Origin of the sequence: Burkholderia sp. Bp8998, assembly GCF_003854235.1 — a bacterium.
Classification (GTDB): Bacteria; Pseudomonadota; Gammaproteobacteria; order Burkholderiales; family Burkholderiaceae; genus Burkholderia.
On sequence record NZ_QTQF01000004.1, the window covers coordinates 21,795 to 43,879 of the forward strand.

The window sequence follows — 22,085 nt, forward strand, 5'->3', positions numbered from 1 at the left end:
CGATGGCGGCGATGACGGCACGGGGCCGGACCGAGGTGGTGATGCGCAAGATCGAGACGGCGCTGCTCGACGGCACGTGGCCGGCCGGCGCGCGGCTGCCGGCCGAGCGCGTGCTCGCGCAGCAGTACGGCGTGGCGCGCAATACGGTGCGCGAGGCGACCCAGCGGCTCGTCGCGCGCGGGCTGTTGCAGAGCCGGCGCGGCGCGGGCGTGTACGTGACGGACCAGTTGCGCGCGGGCATCGCGTCGCCGTGGGGCCAGCTGGTCGCCGACCACCCGGCGCTGCGCGACGACATACTCGAATTCCGCCGCGTGCTCGAAGGCGCGACCGCGTATTTCGCCGCGCTGCGCGCCGACGCGAACGACCGGCGCCGGATCCGCGCGCTGCTGCGCGAGCTCGAAACCGCGCACGCGAACGACGACGCGGCCGTCGAGGCGTCGACCGACGCGAAGCTGCACGAGGCGATCGCGCTCGCGTCGCACAACACGATGTTCCTGCACCTGCACACGAGCGTGATCGGGATGCTGCGTGAGCACATCTCGATCAACGTCGCGGGGATGACGACGCACGACGAGCAGGCATCCGAGTTGCTGCTGCAGCAGCACCGGGTGGTCTGCGACGCGATCTGCGCGCACCGGCCCGAGGAGGCGCGCACCGCGATGCAGACCCATATCGACTACGTGCGCAGCCACTTCGAGCGAAGCGGCGATGCAACATGAGATTGGTTGGACCGCACTCGCCGCAGCGGCGCCCGGCGGCCGGTCGCGAGCGCCGCGCCGCCGTTACGGACGGCCGCTGCGAGCGGCGCCGGCCCGGTGGCGCGACGTGCGCCCGCACGCGATTGACCGGGTCATCGGGCGCCCACTAGAATCGGCCGGAACCGCCCGTCAGCCGCGCGCCGCGGCGATTGCGTGCCTATTGATCCGCCTGTCGAGGAAGCTGCCGTGTTCACGTTTTTGATCCGGCGCGCGTCGGCCGCGCTGTCGTGGCGAGCCGCCTGCCGCCAGGCCCGTGTGCTGGTCGTCTGCGCGCTGCTGCCGCTGGTCTCCGCGTGCGCGACGCATCCGCCCGCCACCACGCTCGATCGTCCCGTCTCGCACGCGTTACCGGCAGGTACCGCGACGCCGCTGCGCGACGCGCTCGCCGCACCTGAAGCCGCGCATCCCGGCCAGTCCGGCTTCCGGCTGCTGTCCGACGGCGCGACCGCGCTGCAGATGCGTATCGCGCTCGCGCGCGCGGCGACGAAGACGCTCGACATGCAGTACTACATTGCGACCGAGGATACGACCGGCAAGCTGCTGCTTGCTGCTGCGCTCTACGCGGCCGATCGCGGCGTGCGCGTGCGGATGCTGGTCGACGACCTGAACTTCGACGATATCGATCGCGTGATGGCCGCGCTGAATACGCACCAGAACATCGAGATCCGCGTGTTCAATCCGTTCGGCGCGTCGCAGTACGGGATGGTCGAGCGCACGGCCGACTTCTTCACGCGCATCGGCAGCTTTACGCGCCGGATGCACAACAAGGCGATGATCGCGGACAACCAGCTCGCGATCGTCGGCGGCCGCAATCTCGGCGACGAATACTTCAGCGCGAGCCCGACGCTGCAGTTCCGCGATCTCGACGTGCTCGCGGCCGGCCCCGTGACGCACGACATCTCGAAGAGCTTCGACGACTACTGGGCGAGCGCGAGCAGCTATCCGCTGCGCGTGCTGAATCATCAGAAGTTCGATCCGAAGGATCTCGACGCGATGCGCGACGAGCTGCGCGACCACTGGCGCAAGAACGCCGATCCGTACAACGCGAAACCGCTGAACGCGACGCCGCTCGCGCGACAGATCGCGCGCGACGAACTCGAACTCGTATGGGCGCCGGCCGAATTCAAGGTCGATGCGCCGGACAAGGTCGCGCGGCCGACCGGCACGTACGTGAGCCCGCCGATGCAGCGCCTCGTGGAGCTGACGCGCGGCGCGCAGCAGGAATTCCTCGCGTTCTCGCCGTACTTCGTGCCGCACGACGCGGGTGTGAAGATCCTCGGCGACACGGTCGCGCGCGGCGTGCACGTCGCGATCGTGACGAATTCGCTCGCGGCGACCGACGCGGTCGCGGTGCAGGCCGGTTACGCGCCGTACCGCGTGCCGTTGCTGCAGCGCGGCGTCGAGCTATACGAATTCAAGGCGCAGCCGGGCCAGCAGCCCGCGCGGCTGTTCGGCTCGCGCTCGCGTGCGAGCCTGCATGCGAAGGCGTACGTGATCGACCGGCACATCCTCGTGATCGGCTCGCTGAACCTCGACCCGCGCTCCGCGCATCTGAACACCGAGCTCGCGCTCGTGATCCACAGCCCGGTGCTCGCGCAGCAGGCCGCGACGATCTTCGCGCGCGTGACGCAGCCTGACGAAAGCTACCGCGTCACGCTCGCGAAGCAGGCGGACGGCGGCTCGCCCGCACTCGAATGGACCGGCGTGGACGGCGGTCAGCCGACCACCTATCACGTCGATCCGCATGCCGGGCTGATGCGCAACGTGATGACCGGCATCTTCATGCTGCTGCCGGTGGACAACCAGTTGTAAGGGCCGGAACGGCTCCGGCCAAACCCGCGATACCGGTGTGCGGGAAAAGGTGATATGGTTGTGCGCGCAACTATATGTGCATCGTGGCGGCACCGGTGGACGGCTCGCGCAATGCGGCCGGACCGGCGCCGAACGACGCGCCGTACGAGCCGCCACGCCGCACGCGCCGCGTGCGCCGCCAGGAGACGAGGGATGATGCGCGCAGCCGCCCGCGCGGTCGCGCACGCCCGCAACCGGAGTGCCCCATGCAACGTGTACCGAACCAGCCGTTCACGCGTCCCGCCCGTTTCTCCGAAGCCGAATGGCAGGCGCGCGTGCAGCTCGCGGCTGCCTACCGGATCTTCGACCATCTCGGCTGGACCGAGCTGATCTACAACCATATCTCGCTGCGCGTTCCCGGCGAGGATGGCCATTTCCTGATCAACCCGTTCGGGCTCCATTACCGCGAGGTCTGCGCGTCGAACCTCGTGAAGATCGACATCGACGGCACCGTGATCGGTCATTCCGACTGGCCGATCAACCCGGCGGGCTTCACGTTCCACAGCGCGATCCATGCGGCGCTGCCGGACGCGCACTGCGTGATGCACGTGCATACGACGCCCGCGATGGCCGTGTGCTGCTCGCGCGACGGGCTGTCGTTCTCGAACTTCTATGCGGCGCAGCTGTACGGGAAGATCGCGTATCACGATTTCGAGGGCATCACCGTGCACCTCGAGGAAGGGCGGCGCATCGTCGAGAGCGCCGGCGGGCGGCCCGTCCTGCTGCTGCGCAACCACGGGCCCGTGACGATCGGCGCGACGCTCGCGCAAACTTTCTCGCTGATGTGGCTGCTCAATCGCGCGTGCGAGGTGCAGGTCGCGACCCGCGCGATCGGCGACGCACTGCCGATCGCGCCGCCGGTGCTCGAGGGCTGCGTGCGCGATTCGCTGAATTTCGATCCGAAGCACGGCGCGGGACAGGACGCGTTCGACGCGTTGCAACGCATCGTCGATCGCATCGACCCCGGCTATCGCGCGTGAGGGGGCAGTGTCGGCGCGATGCCGGACGCGAGCGTCACGGCGAAGCGGAATGTGCCGGACGCCGCCCGCATGCCGTGCGGCACGGGCAAAAAAAACGCGGCCGGGTGGCCGCGTGAATACTCGCAGACTCCTTCGGACGAAGGAAACAAGCAACTGTGAGACGAAGTGTAGCGAAAGGCCGCGCGCGGATTCAGGGCTCCCGCCGCAAAGGTCTCTTCCAGGTTCCGTCAGGCTGGCGCGCGATGCACGGGGTGCCGGATCGGCGGCGATCGACTACCATCATCGAGCGTCCCCGGCCGGGGGGCGTACCACGTACCACGTCGAACAAGGAGGATTCATGCCGAAGCTGCGTTTGCTCCAGGTGGTGTTGCTCGCAGGCGTGCTGGCCGCCGGCAGCGCCGCCGCCGAAACGGTGCGCCTGTCCGCCAACCTGCAACCGTCGAGCGAAGTGCCGCCCACCGCGACCAAGGGCTCCGGCTCCGTCGATGCGACCTACGACACGGCCACGCACATGCTTCAGTGGGCGGTGACTTACGAACACCTCACGGGGCCGGCGACCGCCGCGCACTTCCACGGGCCCGCGCCGGTCGGCCAGAACGCCGGCGTGCAGGTGCCGATCCCGAAGGACGCGCTCGCGAGCCCGATCAAGGGTTCCCGGGAACTCACCGACGCGCAGGTGACCGAGCTGATGGGCGGCAAGTGGTACTTCAACGTGCACACGAAGGACCATCCGTCCGGCGAGATCCGCGGCCAGGTGATGCCGGCGAACTGAGGCGGGCGAACCGGCACCGGCGTTTGATATAGAGGCTCGCGTCGAGCGGCGCGGCGACGATCGCACGTACCATCGTCACACTGCGATGACGGAGTAGGTTCGATGAGTTGGCAAGGCAAGTTCGGGTGCTGGCTGCTGCGCTGGCAGTTTCGTCCCGAGACCACGCGTCCGGTGCTCGATCCCGCCCGCGCGCGGCGCTTCACCGACCTGAGAATGGTCGTGCCGCGTCGCGCACCGTCGGGCTACCGGCTGCGCCAATGCCGTGGTCCCGATGACGCGCCGCTGCGCGGCGAATGGCTCGAACGTACCGACGCGGCCGGCGCTCGCGGGCCCGGCCGCACGCTGCTGTACTTTCACGGCGGCGGCTACTACTTCTGCTCGACGAAAACCCATCGGCCGCTCGTGTTCGGCCTCACGAAGCGCGCGGGCGTGCGCTCGTTCTCGCTCGACTACCGGCTCGCGCCCGAACACCGCTTCCCGGCCGCACTCGACGACGCGCTGGCCGCGTACCGGCAATTGCTCGCGCTCGGCACGCCGCCCGAGTCGATCGTGTTCGGCGGCGATTCGGCGGGCGGCGGCCTCGCGCTCGCGACGCTCGTCGCGCTGCGCGATCGCGGCGAACCGTTGCCGGCCGGCGCGATCCTGTTCTCGCCATGGACCGACCTGGCCGGCACGGGCGGCACGATGCGCAGCAACGACGGCCTCGACCCGATGTTCGCGGCCGCGGCGCTGCCGAAGGCGGCGAAGCTGTATCTGGGAGACGAGTCGGCGACGCATCCGTACGCGTCGCCGCTCTATGCGGATCTCGGCGGGCTGCCGCCGCTCTTTATCCAGGTCGGCAGCACCGAGGTGCTGCTCGACGATTCGCGCCGCGTCGCCGACAAGGCGAAGGCAGCCGGCGTGCCGGTGGAGATCGAGGTGTGGCCCGACATGCCGCACGTGTGGCAGCTGTACACGCCGATGGTGCCGGAGTCGCGCGACGCGCTCGACCGTGCGGCCGCATTCGTGCGCCGCGTCGCGGTCGAGCGGGCGGTTCAGCGCGTGGGCGAGCCGTCGATCGCCTGATACGCGGCCTTCACGGCCACCGAGCCGTACTTGCGCTCGAGCCGGCGCACGGTGAAGTGGCCGTGCGCCATCTGCTGGAAGTGGTCGATGAACAGCGTGTTGACGGTCGCGCCGAGCACCGCGCCGATCGCCGGGATCGACTTCGCGGCCATCTGCTCGGTGACCTGCACCGAGAAGCGTGATGCCACCGTCTGCACGAGCTTGAACACCGCCGCCGAGCTGTGCGCGGCGATCCCTTTCGTCGTGATGTCCGACGACGCCTTCGAAATCGCCTGCGCGAGCGCGCCGCGCAGCACGAAATAGCCGAGATCGGCGTCCTCTTCCCGCTTGTCCGGGTTGCCGCCCATGCCGAGCACGGCCAGGCACTGCAACTGCGTATCCACCGAGCCGAGGTCCTCGCCCTCGCTGCGCGCGATGTCGCACACCGAGCGAAAGATCAGCGTGGTGGTCACCGGCAGCTCGACCGGCAGCGCGAGGAAGCCGAATGCGCCGCCCGCCGCGCCGGTCGTCGCGACCGCGAGCTTGTGCAGCAGGTTGCTCGGCTTGTCGGGCTCGGCATCAGGCGCCTGCGGCTTGCCGAGCGTGCGCAGCGCGATGTTCAGGCACTTGCGCAGCGCGAGCTGCGTCGCGTCGTTGATCTTGCCGGTTGCGAAGTCCGGCAGCCGCGCGATCATCTTCTCGACCGGCGCGCCCAACACGCCCGTCAGCTTCATCGTCAGCGACGGGCTTTCCAGCACCTGTTTCGCGCGCCGCAACGCGTCCTGGTCTTCCGGCGACAGCGTCGCCGCAGGCGTGATTGAAATCGGTTCCATCTTTCTCCCTGGCGGCCACCGGCCCCAAATTCATCGCCAGCCTAGATTACTCCGACATGCTAGAATTTTGAGATTGTTTGACTCGTCAAAAGTTGCATCAACAAAAAATGGCTGTTCATACTGCCGCCCACCATTCGAGCGGGCAAGTCCTGCCGTTCCGCGAATCGCTGCTGGCGATGATCGGGATCTCGTTCGTCACCATGCTCGTCGCGCTCGACCAGACGGTCGTCGGCACCGCGTTGCCGACCATCGTCGCCGAGCTTCGGGGCTTCGACCTGTACGCGTGGGTCGCGACCTCGTACCTGCTCAGTTCCGTGATCACCGTGCCGATCTTCGGCCGCCTCGGCGACTACTACGGCCGCAAGCCGTTCGTGAGCGCGTCGATCGTCGTGTTCACCGGCGCGTCGGTACTGTGCGGGATGGCCAACGACATGCTGTTCCTGGTGCTCGCGCGCGGCCTGCAGGGCATCGGCGGCGGGATGCTGGTCGGCACCGCGTTCGCGTGCATTCCCGACCTGTTCCCGGATTCCGTCGTGCGGCTGCGCTGGCAGGTGCTGATGAGCTCCGCGTTCGGCATCGCGAACGCGGTCGGGCCGTCGCTCGGCGGGATCCTGACCCAGTCGTTCGGCTGGCGCTCGGTGTTCTACGTGAACCTGCCGGTCGGCCTGCTGTCGCTGTTCTTCGTGTGGCGCTACCTGCCGCACCTGCGGCATGTCGAGCACGACCGCAAGATGCGGCTCGACTGGCCTGGCGCGCTGCTGATCGCGCTGTCGCTCGGCGCGCTGCAGCTGTTCGTCGAATGGCTGCCGAAGTACGGCGTCATGAGCTGGGCGTCGCTGCTGCTGGTCGTCGCGGTCGGCGCCGGCTTCGGCTTGTGGCATTGGGAAAAGCGCTGCGCGCAGCCGATTCTGCCGTTCGACATGTTCGGCAACCGCGCGCTGTCGGCGCTGTTCGTCCTCGCGATCCTCGCGGGCTTCTCGATGTTTTCGCTGTTGTTTTACGCGCCCCTGCTGTTCCAGGGCGGTTTCGGGATGTCGCCGAAGGAGGCGGGGCTCGTGATCACGCCGCTCGTCGTGTTCATCACGATCGGCAGCATCATGAACGGCCGCGTCGTCACGCGCATCCGCAATCCGAACGCGATGCTGCACGTCGGTTTCGTGCTGTTCGCGATCGCGTGCGCGGGCATCGTCGTGTCGACGCACACGACGCCGACCTGGGTGCTGATGGCGCTGATGGTCGCGGGCGGCATCGGCCTCGGCTTCGTGCTGCCGAACCTGACCGTGTTCGCGCAGCAGACGGCCGGCCGCGAGCACCTCGGTATCGCGACCGCGCTGCTGCAGTCGCTGCGGATGGTCGGCGGGATGATCGGCACCGCGCTGACGGGCACGCTGGTCAACCAGATGTATTCGAGCGGCGTACGCGATGCATTGGCGGGCGACCACGCGCTGCAGTGGCACGCGCAGCTCGCCGATCCGCAGATCCTGATCGACCGCGCCGCGCAAGGCGGTCTCGTCGCGGAGCTGACCCGCGCCGGGCATAATGGCGCGCTGCTGCTGGAAGCGGCCCGCGAATCGCTGGTCGGCGCGATTCACCTGGGTGTCGCGATGGCGGCCGTCGTCGCCGTGGTGTCGGTATGGCAGTCCCGCCGCGTGCCGCCGATCGCGCTGCGGCACAAGATCGAGCCGCATGTCGCGGCCGATTGAATGATTCACCGATTGAACGAGTAGACATCAGCGCATGGAAGAACAGGACCGCGTCGCGATCTTGCAGCAATTCGGACGCACGTATCGCGCGTTCATGACCGCGTTCGAAACGCACGTCGGGCAGCCGATGCCGCGCTGGCGCATCATGGTTGCGCTGCACACGATGGGCGGGCATTCGTCACAGAAGAAGCTTGTCGAGGTGCTGCGCATCGATCCGGGCGCGCTCACGCGCCAGCTGAAATCGCTCGACGCGCTCGGCTGGATCGAGCGTGCGTCCGACGCCCGTGACAACCGCGTGACCAACGTCACGCTGACCGCCGAAGGCCGCGCCGCGTTCGACGCGTGCCTGCCGCGCCGCAAGGCGTTCCTCGAACAGACGATGGCGCAACTGCCGGACGACGTGCTGACTGCACTGTCGGGCGCGCTGGCGATGCTGGAGTCGCGGATCGCGGATGTCGGCTCGACGCCGGCGCCGCACTGAAGGGCAGGAAGCAGCGCGACGGAGCGCGTCCCGTCGGCCTGTTGCGACCGGCGCGGCGCACGGGTCGCACAAACCCGCCGCCGGCCGGTGCTTCTCACTTCATTTCAACCGGGTTCACAGCTCGATGCGCGTGCCCAGCAGCGTGAGGAACTGCGCGAGCCATGCCGGATGCGCGGGCCATGCGGGCGCGGTGACGAATGGTGCGTCGGTCACGGCGGCATCGACCGGGATCTCAGCATACTCGCCGCCCGCGAGCTTCACTTCGGGCGCGCAGGCCGGGTAGGCCGAGATGCGCTTGCCGCGGATCACGTCGGCGGCCGCGAGCAGCTGCGCCGCATGGCAGATCGCGGCGATCGGCTTGCCGGCTTCGGCGAACGCGCGCACCAGGGCGATCACTTTCGCATCGAGACGCAGGTATTCCGGCGCGCGGCCGCCCGCGATCGCGAGCGCGTCGTAGCCCGACGCATCGACGTCGTCGAACGTCGCGTTCAGCGTGAAGTTGTGGCCGGGTTTTTCGGTGTAGGTCTGGTCGCCCTCGAAATCGTGGATCGCGGTCTTGACCTTGTCGCCCGCGCGCTTGCCCGGACAGACTGCATCGACGTGATGGCCGACAGCCTGTAGCGCCTGGAACGGCACCATCGTTTCGTAGTCTTCGGCGAAATCGCCGGTCAGGAACAGGATCTTCTTCGCGGCCATGGCTTTCTCCATTGAACAGCGTTGAGGGTCCGTTCGCGCCGTATGCGGCAGACGGGCGCTACGGCGGCGAAGCGGCCCCGAGGACGAAAGCGCAGTGTACTCCGGCAGATTGAAGCGCGCGTGACGGGCCGCCCCGCGCGGCGGCGGAGCGGCGCGCGGTGCGTCAGAAGAAGGTTTCGACGACTTCCGTCACGCGGAATTGCGGATCGAGGACGAGCAGCTGGCGCCACTTGTCGAACGTCAGGCACGGGTGCGAGATGTCGAACGCGACCATGTCGCCGACCTTCACGTCCGCGCCCGGCGGGATCTGCAGGTACGCGTGCTGGTCCATCATCCCGGTGACGGCCCAGCCTTCGCTCGCGGCGACGTCGCGCGGCGCGCTGTCGCGACCCGGTCGGAAGTGGCGCGCCGGCTCGGGCAGGCCCGCGTCGAACGCCGCGTCGCGCTTGCCGAGCGCGATGATCGCGCGGTCGGCTTCCGGCACCGACTGCACGTATGCCCACAGCTGCAGTGCAGGCAGCAGCCCTTCGCCCATCCTGCGGGCGATCGGGTTGCGCGCGAACACGTCGGTCTGGGCTTTCTTGTAGATGCCGACGTCGTGCGTCAGGTAGCAGCCCGGGCGCAGCACGACTTCCGCGAAACCGGCGTCGGACGCCTTCGCGAATTCCTCCGCGACCACGTCGTACCACGCCGAGCCGGCGCCCGACAGGATCGCCGGCGTGCGCGCGAAACGGCCGGCTTCCGCCAGCTCGCGCGTGAGCGCGACCGCGTCCCGCAGGAACGTGCGAATCTCGCCTTCCTCCTTCAGCACGCCTTCGTAGAGTTCGATGCCGGCCAGCTTCAGCGTGTCCGGATAGCGCGCGATCGCGTCGAGCACGGCGGTGCGCTGCGCGGCATCGCGCACGCCCGCGCGGCCGCCCGGCACGCCGAGTTCGAGCAGCACGTTCAGCGTCTTCTTCGCATCGCCGAAGAAGCGGCCGAGCTGGTCGACGCTGTCGGCCGAATCGACGAGGCAGAAGAATTCGAACTCGGGATCGGACAGCAGCTGGGCGATGATCGTCATGTTCTGGCGGCCGACCAGCTGGTTCGCGAGCAGCACGCGCCGCACGCCGCCGTGATACGCGGCCTGCGTCTGGTGCGCGGTCGCGAGCGTGATGCCCCATGCGCCGGCGTCGAGCTGGCGGCGAAACAGCTGCGGCGCCATCGTCGTCTTGCCGTGCGGCGCGAACTTCACGCCGTACTGCTGGACGAACGCCTGCATCCAGTTCAGATTGTGTTCGATGCGATCCGCGTACAGCACGGCGGCCGGCAGGCTGACATCTTCCGCGAGCAGGTTCCACTCGAGGCGGCCTGCGTCGTCGAGCGGCACGCTCGCGCTCGGCAGGTTGCCGAGGCCCTTGCCCAACGGATTGATTGTCGGTTCCTGATAGTTTGTAACTTTCATGTCATCCCGCTCCATCATCACTATGCATTGCACTAAAGTTGACATGCAGATGGTACAGAAAGTAGCATCGGCGCGGTGATGTTATTTAGTAACATAAAGCGCCACACCCTTTTCAGCAGATGAATACGCCCGCCGCTCCGTCCGCTACGTTCGCCGCCGAGCAACCGGCTCCGGTTGTTGCCCAGCCGGTCCTCGACATCGTCGCGCGGATCGCCGAATGCGCGCCCGAGCTGCGCGACGCCGAGCGCAAGGTCGCGGCATTCATCCTCGCCGATCTCGCGCGCGCTGCACACGCGAGCATCGGCGCGCTCGCGCGCGACGCGGAGGTCAGCGTCGCGACGGTCACGCGCTTCGCGAAGGCCGTCGGCTGCCGCGACGTGCGCGAACTGAAGGTGCTCGTCGCGCAGGCGGCGGCTGTCGGGCAGCGCTTTCTCGTGCCGTCCGACGAGCATGCCGAGGAGGACGCGAGCCCGGCATCGGTCGTCTACGACGAGATCCGCGTGGCCCTCGCGCACAACCACCAGCTGCTGCGCAACACGTCGTTCGACGCGGCGGCCGACCTGCTCGCCGGCGCGAAGATGATCTACGTGTACGGGCAGGGCGGCGGCTCGACCGCGCTCGCCGATGAACTGCGCTTCCGGCTCGTGCGCTTCGGCCGGCCGGTCGCGAGCTACCAGGACAGCCTGCTGCAGCGGATGGTGTCCGCGACGCTGTCGCGCGACGCCGTGGTCGTCGCGCTGTCGGTGAGCGGGCGCGTGCCCGAACTGATCGAGAGCTGCCGCCTCGCGAAGCGCTACGGCGCGAAGCTGATTGCGATCACCGCGCCGGCTTCGCCGCTCGCGCAGCTCGCCGACCACCTGATCCCGGTCGTCGCGTTCGAAACCGATTTCATTTACAAGCCTTCGACATCGCGCTACGCGATGATGATGGCGATCGACGTGCTCGTCACCGGTGTCGCGTTGCGGCTCGGCGATGCGGGCCGAGAATCGCTGCGTCGCATCAAGCATGCGCTCGATGCGCACCGCGGCGGCGGAGACCGTCAACCGGTAGGAGACTGACCATGCATTCGCATCCCGAAGCCGCCGATACGCTGATCGTCGGCGCGCAGCTGTACGACGGCACCGGCGCGCCGCCCGTCACGCGCGACGTCGCGATCCGCAACGGCGTGATCGCGGCGATCGGCAACCTGTCGAACTGGCTCGCCGAGACCGTCGTCGATGCGAACGGCCGCGCGCTCGCGCCCGGCTTCGTCGACGTGCATACGCACGACGACACGCACGTGATCCGCGCGCCGGAGATGCTGCCGAAGATCTCGCAGGGCGTGACGACGGTGATCGTCGGCAACTGCGGGATCAGCGCGTCGCCGGTGACGCTCGCGGGCGATCCGCCCGATCCGATGAACCTGCTCGGTGATCGCGACGCATTCCGCTACCCGACCTTCGCCGCCTATGTCGCGGCCGTCAACGGCGCGCGTCCGGCCGTGAACGTCGCGGCGCTCGTCGGACACACCGCGCTGCGCAACAATCAGATGGACCGCCTTGACCGCGCGGCGACCGACGGCGAAATCGCCGGGATGCGCACGCAACTCGAGGAGGCGCTCGCGAACGGCGCGCTCGGGCTGTCGTCGGGCCTCGCGTACGGCTCCGCGTTCGCGGCGCCGGCCGAGGAGGTGATGGCGCTCGCCGAGCCGCTCGCGAATGCGGGCGCGCTGTACACGACGCACATGCGCACCGAGTTCGACGCGATCCTCGATGCGATGGACGAGGCCTACCGCGTCGGTCGTCATGCGCAGGTGCCGGTCGTGATCTCGCACCTGAAGTGCGCGGGCCCGTCGAACTGGGGGCGCAGCACCGAGGTGCTCGCGTCGCTCGAAGGCGCGCGCCGCTACCAGCCGGTCGGCTGCGACTGCTATCCGTACAGCCGCAGTTCGTCGACGCTCGACCTGAAGCAGGTGACGGGCGACATCGACATCACGATCACGTGGTCGGAGCCGCATCCGGAAGTCGCCGGCAAGCTGCTGAAGGCGATCGCGGCCGACTGGGGCGTGACCGAGCAGGAGGCCGCGCAGCGGATCCGCCCGGCCGGCGCCGTATATCACAACATGTCCGAGGACGACGTGCGGCGGATCCTGTCGCACCCGGCGACGATGGTCGGCTCGGACGGCCTGCCGAACGATCCGCTGCCGCACCCGCGGCTGTGGGGCGCGTTCCCGCGCGTGCTCGGCCATTACGTGCGCGACACGAACCTGCTGCCGCTCGAGGAGGCGATCCGCAAGATGACGTCGTTGTCCGCGCGCCGTTACGGGATCGCGCGGCGCGGCGAAGTGCACGTCGGCTACCACGCGGATCTCGTGCTGTTCGATCCGGCGCGCGTGATCGATGCCGCGACGTTCGAGAAGCCGCAGCAGCCCGCGCACGGGATCGACGCGGTGTGGGTGAACGGCGTGCTGACCTATGAGAACGGCCAGCCGACCGGCGAGCGCGCCGGCGGTTTCGTCGCGCGCGGCGAGCGCGTGCCGGCGAGTGCCGACGCCGCGTTCTGAACGCGGTCCCGATCCGATTTGCCGCGTGCGCCATGCAGGCGCGCGCATCCGCAACCGTGCGTTGCATGGGACTGGCGCGGGTGCTGATGCACCGATGCCGGTCGACCAACAAGGAGTGAAACGATGAAGCGATATGGTGTGGGCGAAGCGAAGGGTACCGGCGGCCAGGTGATGCCGTTTGCACGCGCGGTCGAGGCCGACGGCTGGCTGTACGTGTCGGGCCAGACGCCGATGGTCAACGGCGAGGTCGTCGAGGGCGGGATCGTCACGCAGTCGAAGCAGACGATCGAGAACGTGATCGCGATCCTGAAGGAAGCCGGCTACGGCCTCGAACACGTCGTGCGCTGCGGCGTGTGGCTCGACGACGCGCGCGATTTCGCGTCGTTCAACAAGGTGTTCGTGTCGTACTTCGGCGAGCATCCGCCGGCACGCGCGTGCGTGCAGTCGAGCATGGTCATCGACTGCAAGGTCGAGGTCGACTGCATCGCTTACAAGGCGCCGGCGAAGTAAGGCGGCAAGGGCAAAAACTGTACGACACAGGGCCGGTGCATTGGTATGCACCGGCTTTTTGCATTTGACGAAGTCGATGCGAAGGCGAGCGCATGGACGGAGGGCGTTCAAATACAACTCGGTTGAAGTCGGTGTGAGCGGCACCGGAACTTTGCATTGTGTGACGAAGTTTTTCTAACGGGTCTCAAAGTGACACACCCGTCTGAGCGGGCTGTGACAGCGAGCCGCGGATGTATGGTGCGATTCGCCTGGTACAACCGCCTTTTCAAACCAGAGGGCAAAGTGTTTTGATGGAAAGCGTGCGTTGGAACGAGATCGAGTTCTTTGTCAGATCAGAGGGACTAACCGATAGGCGCAAAACTCGAGGCGATATGCCGTAATCAAACGGGAGGGTATTGGGTGCTGTCGATTGATTCCAGTGGAATGGTTGTGACTCCGCGCGTAGTGCGGACCAGAAAAATTCAAATCGAGCGCGGTGCGATGAAGAGGGTTAGTGGGATCGTCGTCCATCAAACGGGTGGTTCAACTGCGGCTTCTGCTCTCAACAGTTATCAGAATGCGTCTGCTACTGGCGCGCATTTTCTGATTGAAAAAGATGGAACGATTTATCAGACGGCATCTTTGAAGAAGCAGACTTGGCATGTTGGTCGAATCAAGGCGCGCTGTGTAGCCGAAATGCGTTGCACGCCGGTCGAACTGCAGCAACTTCGCCGTTTTGACCCGCGCGGCGAAAACCAGCGCGAGATGCGTAAGATAGTCCCGGACCGTTACCCTTCCAATACAGACAGCATTGGCGTGGAATTGGTCGGGGAAGCTCTACCGCTCAATGAGCCCAACCCCGATCGACGAATCTACGTCGCTGCGCCCGACGCTCAAAATGACTCGTTACGATGGCTCATCCACGCCCTTTCGGTAACGCTACGTGTTCCGATGACAGAGGTTTTTCGTCACCCGGTAGTATCGCGGAAGAACCGGACGGAGGCGGCGAGGGTGGAATGGTGATTCGGATCGCAATTTTGATGTTGGCGCTCTTGCTCAACCACGGTGCGGTTGCGGGCACGCTGTCCAATAGGGTATCGCCTCGCGGCGCGGTGCCCGCTGTTGTGCCGGAGTCAGTCGAAATCGTCAGAAACGGTGCGTGGTCGGCTGACATCAGCGGGGACGAAACGGCGGAGATGTGTCGTACGTTCGTTCTTCGGCGTGCGGACGTCAGCGCGTTTTTCAAGCATGCGGGCCGCGTAACGGAACGGGCGTACAGCCATGATCTGGACGCCGCGAATTGCTATGCCGAAGGCAAAGCACGTTTCGCGGATGGTGGCGCGGCGAAATGGAGGATAGACCAGGCAAGGCGAGGCTTCATTTCCACGCACGATGGTCGAACAATCTACCTGTATTGTCCGAAGTGCCGGGCCGCCGTGTTCGCGCCGAATTAGAGAGACGCGCCCTTCCGCAAGCAGGCAGGGTTGGCGGACCGCAAGATGCCCCGCCAACACACTCATTTACTGCCGCGCCGTCCGCGCGTTATCCGGCATCGGCTGGTTGTAGTTCGTGCGGAACGGGTTGATGTCAAGCCCGCCGCGGCGCGTATACCGCGCATACACCGCGAGCTTCACCGGTTTGCACGCATGCAGGATGTCGAGGAAGATCCGCTCGACGCACTGCTCGTGAAAGCCCGTGTGATTGCGGAACGAAATGATGTAGCGCAGCAGGCCCGCATGGTCGATCTGCGGCCCGACGTAGTGGATCTGCACGCTGCCCCAGTCGGGCTGGCCGGTGACCGGGCAGTTCGAGCGCAGCAGGTCGGACACGAGCGTTTCCTCGACCGGCGCTTCGTCCTCGGCGGCCGACAGCAGCGACGGATCCGGTTCGTACACGTCGGTATCGAGGTCGAGCCGGTCGAGCGACAGCCCGTCGAGTTCTTCCATCTCGAGCTTGCCGAAATCGTGCGGCGACACGAGCTGCACCGACACGCTCGCGCCGCACGCGGCCGACACGTCGCGCTTCAGCGCGTCCCGCACCGCATCGATCGAGTCGAACTTCGATTGCGCGAACGAGCCGAGGTACAGCTTGAACGACTTCGATTCGACGATGTTCGGCGATTCGGCCGGCACGAAGAACGTCGCGACCGCGAGCTGCGGCTTGCCGCGCGCGTTGAGCCACGACAGCTCGTACGCGTTCCAGATGTCGGTGCCGAAGAACGGCAGCGCCGACGTGATGCCGAGCTGCTCGCGCGCCCCGGCGCGCGGGATCGGGAACAGCAGCGACGCGTCGTACTGCGCGGCGTAGACGGTCGCCTTGCCGAGCGGGGAATGTTCGGGATTCATTGCACGAAGCCTTTACGACAGGAAGAGGCGGTAAGCCGGATTGGCGCTCTCTTCGACATACGGATAGCCGAGCGCCGCGAGGAAGCGTTCGAACTCGGCGCGATCGGCCTGCGGCACCTGCAGCCCGACGAGGATCGAGCTGTAGTCCGCGCCCTGGTTGCGGTAGTGGAACAGGCTGATGTTCCAGTCCGGCGCCATCGACGACAGGAACTTCATCAGCGCGCCCGGCCGTTCCGGGAATTCGAAGCGGAACAGGCGTTCGTCGAGCGCGAGCGGCGAGCGGCCGCCCACCATGTAGCGGATATGTTCCTTCGACAACTCGTCGTGCGTCAGGTCGACGGTCTTGAAGCCGTGCGACTCGAAGTTCGCGGCGATCTCCGCCGACTCGCCGCGCCGCTTGATCTGCACGCCGACGAAGATGTGCGCGGACTGCGCATCGGCGATCCGGTAATTGAACTCGGTCACGTTGCGGTCGCCGACGAGCGAACAGAAGCGTTTGAAGCTGCCGCGCTCCTCCGGGATCGTGACCGCGAACACGGCTTCGCGTGCCTCGCCGACTTCCGCGCGTTCGGCCACGAAGCGCATCCGGTCGAAGTTCATGTTGGCGCCCGACGTGACCGCGACGAGCGTCTGGTTCTCGATGCCTTCGCGTTCCGCATAGCATTTCGCGCCCGCGACCGCGAGCGCGCCGGACGGCTCGAGCACACTGCGCGTATCCTGGAACACGTCCTTGATCGCCGCGCACAGCGCGTCGGTGTCGACCGTCACGACACCGTCGAGGAATTCGCGGCACAGCCGGAAGGTTTCCTCGCCGACGAGCTTCACCGCGGTGCCGTCCGCGAACAGGCCGACCTCGGCCAGCTCGACGCGTTCGCCTTTCTGCAGCGACTGCGCCATCGCGCACGAATCCTCGGCCTGCACGCCGAACACCTTGATCTCGGGCCGCACCGCCTTGACGTAGGCAGCCACGCCGGCCGCGAGCCCGCCGCCGCCGATCGGCACGAAGATCGCGTGAATCGGGCCCTGGTGCTGGCGCAGGATTTCCATCGCGATCGTGCCCTGTCCGGCGATCACGTACGGATCGTCGAACGGGTGGACGAACGTGAGGTCGCGTTCCGCCTGCACCTTCACGGCGTGCGCGTACGCATCGCTGTACGACTCGCCCGCCTGGATCACCTCGACGCTCGGGCCGCCGTGCGCGCGCACCGCGTCGACCTTCACCTGCGGCGTCGTGACGGGCACGACGATCACGGCCTTGACGCCCATCCGGGCCGCCGAGAACGCGACGCCCTGCGCGTGGTTACCCGCCGACGCCGTGATCACGCCGCGCGCGAGCGCGTCGGTGGGAATGTGCGCCATCTTGTTGTACGCGCCGCGCAGCTTGAAGGAGAACACCGGCTGGTTGTCCTCGCGCTTCAGGTAAACGGGGTTGCGCAGCCGGGCCGACAGGTTGCGGGCGGGTTCGAGTTCCGTCTCGAGCGCGACGTCGTAGACGCGCGCGGTGAGGATTTTCTTCAGGTAATCGTGGGATGCCATGGGCGCTCGCGTGCAGTGCGGAAGCAGACGGTAAAGGATCAATGATAGCGCCAAGGGTCCGTCCGCATGCAAGCGGCATGCCGGGCACACGGTCGCGGAACCGCGCCGGCGGGCGTGTTTGCCACGTGAAGCGTCCTTTTTACCGGTTTAACCGCGTGGTTACCGACCGGACGGATGGCGAATGCCGGCGCAAAATCGCGCCGAACCAAGCCTGGTGCGGGTTGCCGCGATAGCCCCACGACCTGTCCGGCGTGCCACGCATGGGTCGATCATGAGTTAGAATTCCGTTTTGAATCAAGGATCGGAAGATGCAGAGGCACCCTCGGATCGCCCCGTTGAAGCCGTCGCCGCGTGCTGCCAGCCCCGCGGCGGAGCGGCATGCGCGCCGCGCGCGATCGTGCTGATGGCCCCGAGTGCCGCCAGGCCCTGCCGGCCAGGAACGGTGAGTCCAGACCCGCTCCGGCCCCATGCGAGATAGTCGCGCGCCTGGCACCAGAACAGATTTCCCCAAGATTGCGCCCACGCGCTTGCCGACGCCCGTGCACGGTGTATCGGCCCTCCGAGTCGTCCGAACATGAACGCACCACAAGTTTTCGATCCGCATGGCGCGGCCGCCGCCGTCGCCGCCGACCCCGCGCCCCGACTGCGCGAGATTCCCTATAACTACACGTCCTTCTCCGACCGCGAGATCGTGATCCGCCTGCTCGGCGCGGAAGCGTGGTCGGTGCTCGACGAGCTGCGCGCGGAACGCCGCACGGGCCGCTCGGCACGGATGCTGTATGAAGTGCTCGGCGACATCTGGGTCGTGCGCCGCAACCCGTACCTGCAGGACGACCTGCTCGACAACCCGAAGCGCCGCGCGCTCCTGATCGAGGCGCTGAACCACCGCCTGACCGAGATCGGCAAGCGCCGCCGTGCCGACCTGACCGCGCACCACGACGACGCGGGCCGGGAACGCGCCGGACGCGTCGAGATGCTCGAGGCCGCCGCGCAGCGCGCGGTCGACGAGTTCGCCGACGAATTCGACAAGATGGCCGACCTGCGCCGCCGCGCGACCAAGGCGCTCGGCCGCTGCACGCAGAAGGACAACATCCGCTTCGACGGGCTGTCGCGCGTGTCGCACGTGACCGACGCGACCGACTGGCGCGTCGAATACCCGTTCGTCGTGCTGACCCCCGATACCGAAGCCGAGATCGCGGCGCTGATCAAGGCGTGCTTCGAGCTCGGCCTGACCGTGATCCCGCGCGGCGGCGGCACCGGCTACACGGGCGGCGCGGTGCCGCTCACGCCGTTCTCCGCGGTGATCAACACCGAGAAGCTCGAACAGCTCGGCGCGGTCGAGCTCACCGAACTGCCGGGCGTCGCGCACAAGGTGCCGACGATCTTCTCCGGCGCGGGCGTCGTCACGCGCCGCGTGACGGAAGCCGCGGAAGCGGCCGGCTACGTGTTCGCGGTCGATCCGACCTCGCTCGACGCATCGTGCATCGGCGGCAACGTCGCGATGAACGCCGGCGGCAAGAAGGCCGTGCTGTGGGGCACCGCGCTCGACAACCTGGCCTGGTGGCGGATGGTCGACCCGGACGGCAACTGGCTCGAAGTCACGCGCCACGAGCACAACCAGGGCAAGATTCACGATATCGCGGTCGCGCGCTTCGAGCTGAAGTGGTTCGACGGCGCGTATGCGCCGGGCGAGAAGCTGCTGAAGACCGAGATGCTCGAGATCGAAGGCCGCCGGTTCCGCAAGGAAGGGCTCGGCAAGGACGTGACCGACAAGTTCCTCGCCGGCCTGCCGGGCGTGCAGAAGGAAGGCTGCGACGGGCTGATCACGTCCGCGCGCTGGGTGCTGCACAAGATGCCCGCGCACACGCGCACCGTCTGTCTCGAATTCTTCGGCCAGGCGCGCGAGGCGATCCCGAGCATCGTCGAGATCAAGGACTACCTGTTCGAGACGTCGAAGCAGGGCGGCGCGATCCTCGCGGGCCTCGAGCACCTCGACGAGCGCTACCTGCGCGCGGTCGGCTATGCGACCAAGAGCAAGCGCAACGCATTCCCCAAGATGGTGCTGATCGGCGACATCGTCGGCGATGACGCCGATGCGGTCGCGCACGCGACGTCCGAAGTGATCCGGATGGCGAACGGCAAGAGCGGCGAAGGCTTCGTCGCGATCAGCGCGGAGGCGCGCAAGCGCTTCTGGCTCGACCGCAGCCGCACGGCCGCGATCGCGAAGCACACCAACGCGTTCAAGATCAACGAGGACGTCGTCATCCCGCTGAACCGGATGGGCGAGTACACCGACGGCATCGAGCGGATCAACATCGAGCTGTCGCTGAAGAACAAGCTGCAGCTGGTCGACGCGCTCGAAGCGTTCTTCCGCGCGGGCAACCTGCCGCTCGGCAAGACCGACGACGCGAACGAGATCCCGAGCGCCGAACTGCTCGAGGATCGTGTCCAGCAGGCGCTCGAACTGCTCAAGCGCGTGCGTGCGCGTTGGGAATTCGTGCGCGACCGGCTCGACCAGCCGCTGCGCGAGGCGCAGCACTACCTCGTGCAGCTCGGCTACGAGGCACTCGCCGAGAAGTTCGCCGATCGCGCGGACGAGCAGCCGGGCGCGACCGTGTTCCACGTCACGCAGGACCGCACGGTCCGCATTTCGTGGAAGCAGGAGATCCGCGCGGAACTGCGCGCGATCTTCAACGGCGGCGCGTTCAAGCAGATCCTCGACGAAGCGCAGGCGATCCACAAGCAGGTGCTGCGCGGCCGCGTGTTCGTCGCGCTGCACATGCACGCGGGTGACGGCAACGTCCACACCAACATCCCGGTCAACTCCGACAACTACGAGATGCTGCAGGACGCGCATGCGGCGGTCGCGCGCATCATGACGCTCGCGCGCTCGCTCGACGGCGTGATCTCCGGCGAACACGGGATCGGCATCACGAAGCTCGAGTTCCTGACCGACGACGAGATCGCCGAATTCCGCGCGTACAAGCAGCGCGTCGACCCGAACGGCCGCTTCAACAAGGGCAAGCTGCTCGACGGCGCCGACCTGCGCAACGCGTACACGCCGAGCTTCGGGCTGATGGGCTACGAGTCGCTGATCATGCAGCAGTCCGACATCGGCGCGATCGCCGATTCGGTGAAGGACTGCCTGCGCTGCGGCAAGTGCAAGCCGGTGTGCGCGACCCACGTGCCGCGCGCGAACCTGCTGTACAGCCCGCGCAACAAGATCCTAGCGACCTCGCTGCTGGTCGAGGCGTTCCTGTACGAGGAACAGACGCGCCGCGGCGTGTCGATCAAGCACTGGGACGAGTTCAATGACGTGGCCGACCACTGCACGGTGTGCCACAAGTGCGCGACGCCGTGCCCGGTGAAGATCGACTTCGGCGACGTCACGATGAACATGCGCAACCTGTTGCGCAAGATGGGCAAGAAGAAGTTCAATGCCGGCAATGCGGCGGGCATGTTCTTCCTGAACGCGACCAATCCGCAGACGATCAACGCCGCGCGCAGCGTGATGATGGGCGTCGGCTACAAGGTGCAGCGCTTCGCGAACGACATGCTGAAGAAGGTCGTGACGAAGCAGACCCAGCACCCGCCGGCGACGGTCGGCAAGCCGCCTGTCGTCGAGCAGGTGATCCACTTCGTCAACAAGAAGATGCCGGGCAACCTGCCGAAGAAGACGGCGCGCGCGCTGCTCGACATCGAGGACAACAAGATCGTGCCGATCATCCGCAACCCGAAGTCGACGACCGTCGATTCGGAAGCGGTGTTCTACTTCCCGGGCTGCGGCTCCGAGCGCCTGTTCTCGCAGGTCGGCCTCGCGACGCAGGCGATGCTGTGGGAAGCCGGCGTGCAGACCGTGCTGCCGCCGGGCTACCTGTGCTGCGGCTATCCGCAGCGCGGCTCGGGCCAGTACGACAAGGCCGAGAAGATCGTCACCGACAACCGGGTGCTGTTCCACCGGGTCGCGAACACGCTGAACTACCTCGACATCAAGACGGTGGTCGTGTCGTGCGGCACCTGCTACGACCAGCTCGCGGGCTACGAATTCGACAAGATCTTCCCGGGCTGCCGGATCATCGACATTCACGAGTTCCTGCTCGAGAAGGGGATGAAGCTCGACGGCGTGACGGGCACGCGCTACATGTATCACGACCCGTGCCACACGCCGATCAAGACGATGGACCCGGTGAAGCTCGTCAACGAGCTGATGGGCGCGGAAAAGGACGGCTACAAGATCGAGAAGAACGAGCGCTGCTGCGGTGAATCGGGCACGCTCGCGGTCACGCGCCCGGACGTGTCCACGCAGGTCCGCTTCCGCAAGGAAGAGGAAATCCGCAAGGGCGCCGCGAAGCTGCGCAGCATCCCGGTCGTGGCCGGCGATGTGCCGGCGCCGACTGCCGCGTCCGCGAACGGCCCGGACGTGAAGATCCTGACGAGCTGTCCGTCGTGCCTGCAGGGCCTGTCGCGCTACAACGAGGACGCGAACCTCGAGGCCGACTACATCGTGGTCGAGATCGCGCGCCAGGTGCTAGGCGAGAACTGGATGGCCGACTATGTCGCGCACGCGAACAATGGCGGGATCGAGCGCGTGCTGGTCTAATGCGGGCATGA

Annotated in this window: 18 protein-coding genes; 13 read left to right on the forward strand and 5 right to left on the reverse strand. The window is 67.1% G+C overall.

Annotated features, from left to right (window positions below):
• Positions 1-2: 2 nt before the first annotated feature.
• The 5 genes from DIE06_RS06435 to DIE06_RS06455 all read left to right on the forward strand — a co-directional run bounded on the left by DIE06_RS06435 (position 3) and on the right by DIE06_RS06455 (position 5,426).
• Entirely contained in the window at positions 3-719 is a 717-nt protein-coding gene (locus DIE06_RS06435; protein ID WP_124660681.1) for a FadR/GntR family transcriptional regulator, read from the forward strand.
• Between the two features lie 225 nt (positions 720-944).
• Complete coding sequence (locus DIE06_RS06440) at positions 945-2,570, forward strand: phospholipase D family protein (protein ID WP_124660682.1); 1,626 nt, start codon at positions 945-947, stop codon at positions 2,568-2,570.
• Positions 2,571-2,815: 245 nt separating this feature from the next.
• Complete coding sequence (locus DIE06_RS06445; protein WP_124660683.1) at positions 2,816-3,589, forward strand: class II aldolase/adducin family protein; 774 nt, start codon at positions 2,816-2,818, stop codon at positions 3,587-3,589.
• Positions 3,590-3,926: 337 nt separating this feature from the next.
• Positions 3,927-4,361, forward strand: a complete 435-nt coding sequence (locus tag DIE06_RS06450) for a CHRD domain-containing protein (protein WP_124660684.1) — start codon at positions 3,927-3,929, stop codon at positions 4,359-4,361.
• Positions 4,362-4,463: 102 nt separating this feature from the next.
• Positions 4,464-5,426: an alpha/beta hydrolase gene (locus DIE06_RS06455; RefSeq protein ID WP_124660685.1), complete on the forward strand. Its 963-nt coding sequence runs from the start codon at positions 4,464-4,466 to the stop codon at positions 5,424-5,426.
• Here the strand turns inward: DIE06_RS06455 and DIE06_RS06460 are convergent.
• Complete coding sequence (locus tag DIE06_RS06460) at positions 5,396-6,238, reverse strand: EcsC family protein (protein ID WP_124660686.1); 843 nt, start codon at positions 6,236-6,238, stop codon at positions 5,396-5,398. The genes DIE06_RS06455 and DIE06_RS06460 overlap by 31 nt on opposite strands.
• Positions 6,239-6,345: 107 nt before the next feature.
• Between DIE06_RS06460 and DIE06_RS06465 the strand changes: the two genes are divergently transcribed.
• Both DIE06_RS06465 and DIE06_RS06470 read left to right on the forward strand, forming a co-directional pair.
• Complete coding sequence (locus tag DIE06_RS06465; protein WP_124660687.1) at positions 6,346-7,941, forward strand: MDR family MFS transporter; 1,596 nt, start codon at positions 6,346-6,348, stop codon at positions 7,939-7,941.
• A 34-nt stretch (positions 7,942-7,975) separates the two neighbouring features.
• Complete coding sequence (locus tag DIE06_RS06470) at positions 7,976-8,422, forward strand: MarR family winged helix-turn-helix transcriptional regulator (RefSeq protein ID WP_124660688.1); 447 nt, start codon at positions 7,976-7,978, stop codon at positions 8,420-8,422.
• 114 nt (positions 8,423-8,536) lie between these two features.
• Here the strand turns inward: DIE06_RS06470 and DIE06_RS06475 are convergent, their stop codons facing one another.
• Together DIE06_RS06475 and DIE06_RS06480 are read right to left on the reverse strand one after the other, a co-directional pair.
• The gene (locus DIE06_RS06475; protein ID WP_124660689.1) at positions 8,537-9,118 is read right to left on the reverse strand and encodes a DJ-1/PfpI family protein; all 582 of its coding nucleotides are present in this window, start codon (positions 9,116-9,118) and stop codon (positions 8,537-8,539) included.
• 163 nt (positions 9,119-9,281) lie between these two features.
• Entirely contained in the window at positions 9,282-10,562 is a 1,281-nt protein-coding gene (locus tag DIE06_RS06480) for an amino acid deaminase (RefSeq protein ID WP_124660690.1), read from the reverse strand.
• A 119-nt stretch (positions 10,563-10,681) separates the two neighbouring features.
• On the opposite strand from DIE06_RS06480, the gene DIE06_RS06485 reads away from it, so the two are divergent.
• The 5 genes from DIE06_RS06485 to DIE06_RS06505 all read left to right on the forward strand — a co-directional run bounded on the left by DIE06_RS06485 (position 10,682) and on the right by DIE06_RS06505 (position 15,047).
• Entirely contained in the window at positions 10,682-11,620 is a 939-nt protein-coding gene (locus DIE06_RS06485; RefSeq protein WP_124660691.1) for a MurR/RpiR family transcriptional regulator, read from the forward strand.
• Between the two features lie 2 nt (positions 11,621-11,622).
• The gene (locus tag DIE06_RS06490; protein ID WP_124660692.1) at positions 11,623-13,104 is read left to right on the forward strand and encodes an amidohydrolase family protein; all 1,482 of its coding nucleotides are present in this window, start codon (positions 11,623-11,625) and stop codon (positions 13,102-13,104) included.
• A 123-nt stretch (positions 13,105-13,227) separates the two neighbouring features.
• Positions 13,228-13,614 carry a RidA family protein gene (locus tag DIE06_RS06495; protein WP_006751946.1) on the forward strand — a complete coding sequence of 129 codons (387 nt, stop codon included), beginning with the start codon at positions 13,228-13,230 and terminating at the stop codon, positions 13,612-13,614.
• 399 nt (positions 13,615-14,013) lie between these two features.
• The gene (locus DIE06_RS06500) at positions 14,014-14,616 is read left to right on the forward strand and encodes a peptidoglycan recognition family protein (RefSeq protein ID WP_260433545.1); all 603 of its coding nucleotides are present in this window, start codon (positions 14,014-14,016) and stop codon (positions 14,614-14,616) included.
• On the forward strand, positions 14,610-15,047 hold the full coding sequence (locus DIE06_RS06505; protein ID WP_124660693.1) for a hypothetical protein: 438 nt from the start codon (positions 14,610-14,612) through the stop codon (positions 15,045-15,047). Before DIE06_RS06500 ends, DIE06_RS06505 begins: the two co-directional genes overlap by 7 nt.
• Before the next feature lie 66 nt (positions 15,048-15,113).
• Here the strand turns inward: DIE06_RS06505 and queF are convergent, their stop codons facing one another.
• Together queF and ilvA are read right to left on the reverse strand one after the other, a co-directional pair.
• A complete protein-coding gene (gene queF, locus DIE06_RS06510) occupies positions 15,114-15,938 on the reverse strand; it encodes an NADPH-dependent 7-cyano-7-deazaguanine reductase QueF (RefSeq protein ID WP_124660694.1) in 825 nt (274 codons plus the stop codon).
• A 12-nt stretch (positions 15,939-15,950) separates the two neighbouring features.
• Positions 15,951-17,474 carry a threonine ammonia-lyase, biosynthetic gene (ilvA, locus tag DIE06_RS06515; protein ID WP_124660695.1) on the reverse strand — a complete coding sequence of 508 codons (1,524 nt, stop codon included), beginning with the start codon at positions 17,472-17,474 and terminating at the stop codon, positions 15,951-15,953.
• Between the two features lie 574 nt (positions 17,475-18,048).
• On the opposite strand from ilvA, the gene DIE06_RS06525 reads away from it, so the two are divergent.
• On the forward strand, positions 18,049-22,074 hold the full coding sequence (locus DIE06_RS06525; RefSeq protein WP_124660696.1) for a DUF3683 domain-containing protein: 4,026 nt from the start codon (positions 18,049-18,051) through the stop codon (positions 22,072-22,074).
• Positions 22,075-22,085: the final 11 nt, after the last annotated feature.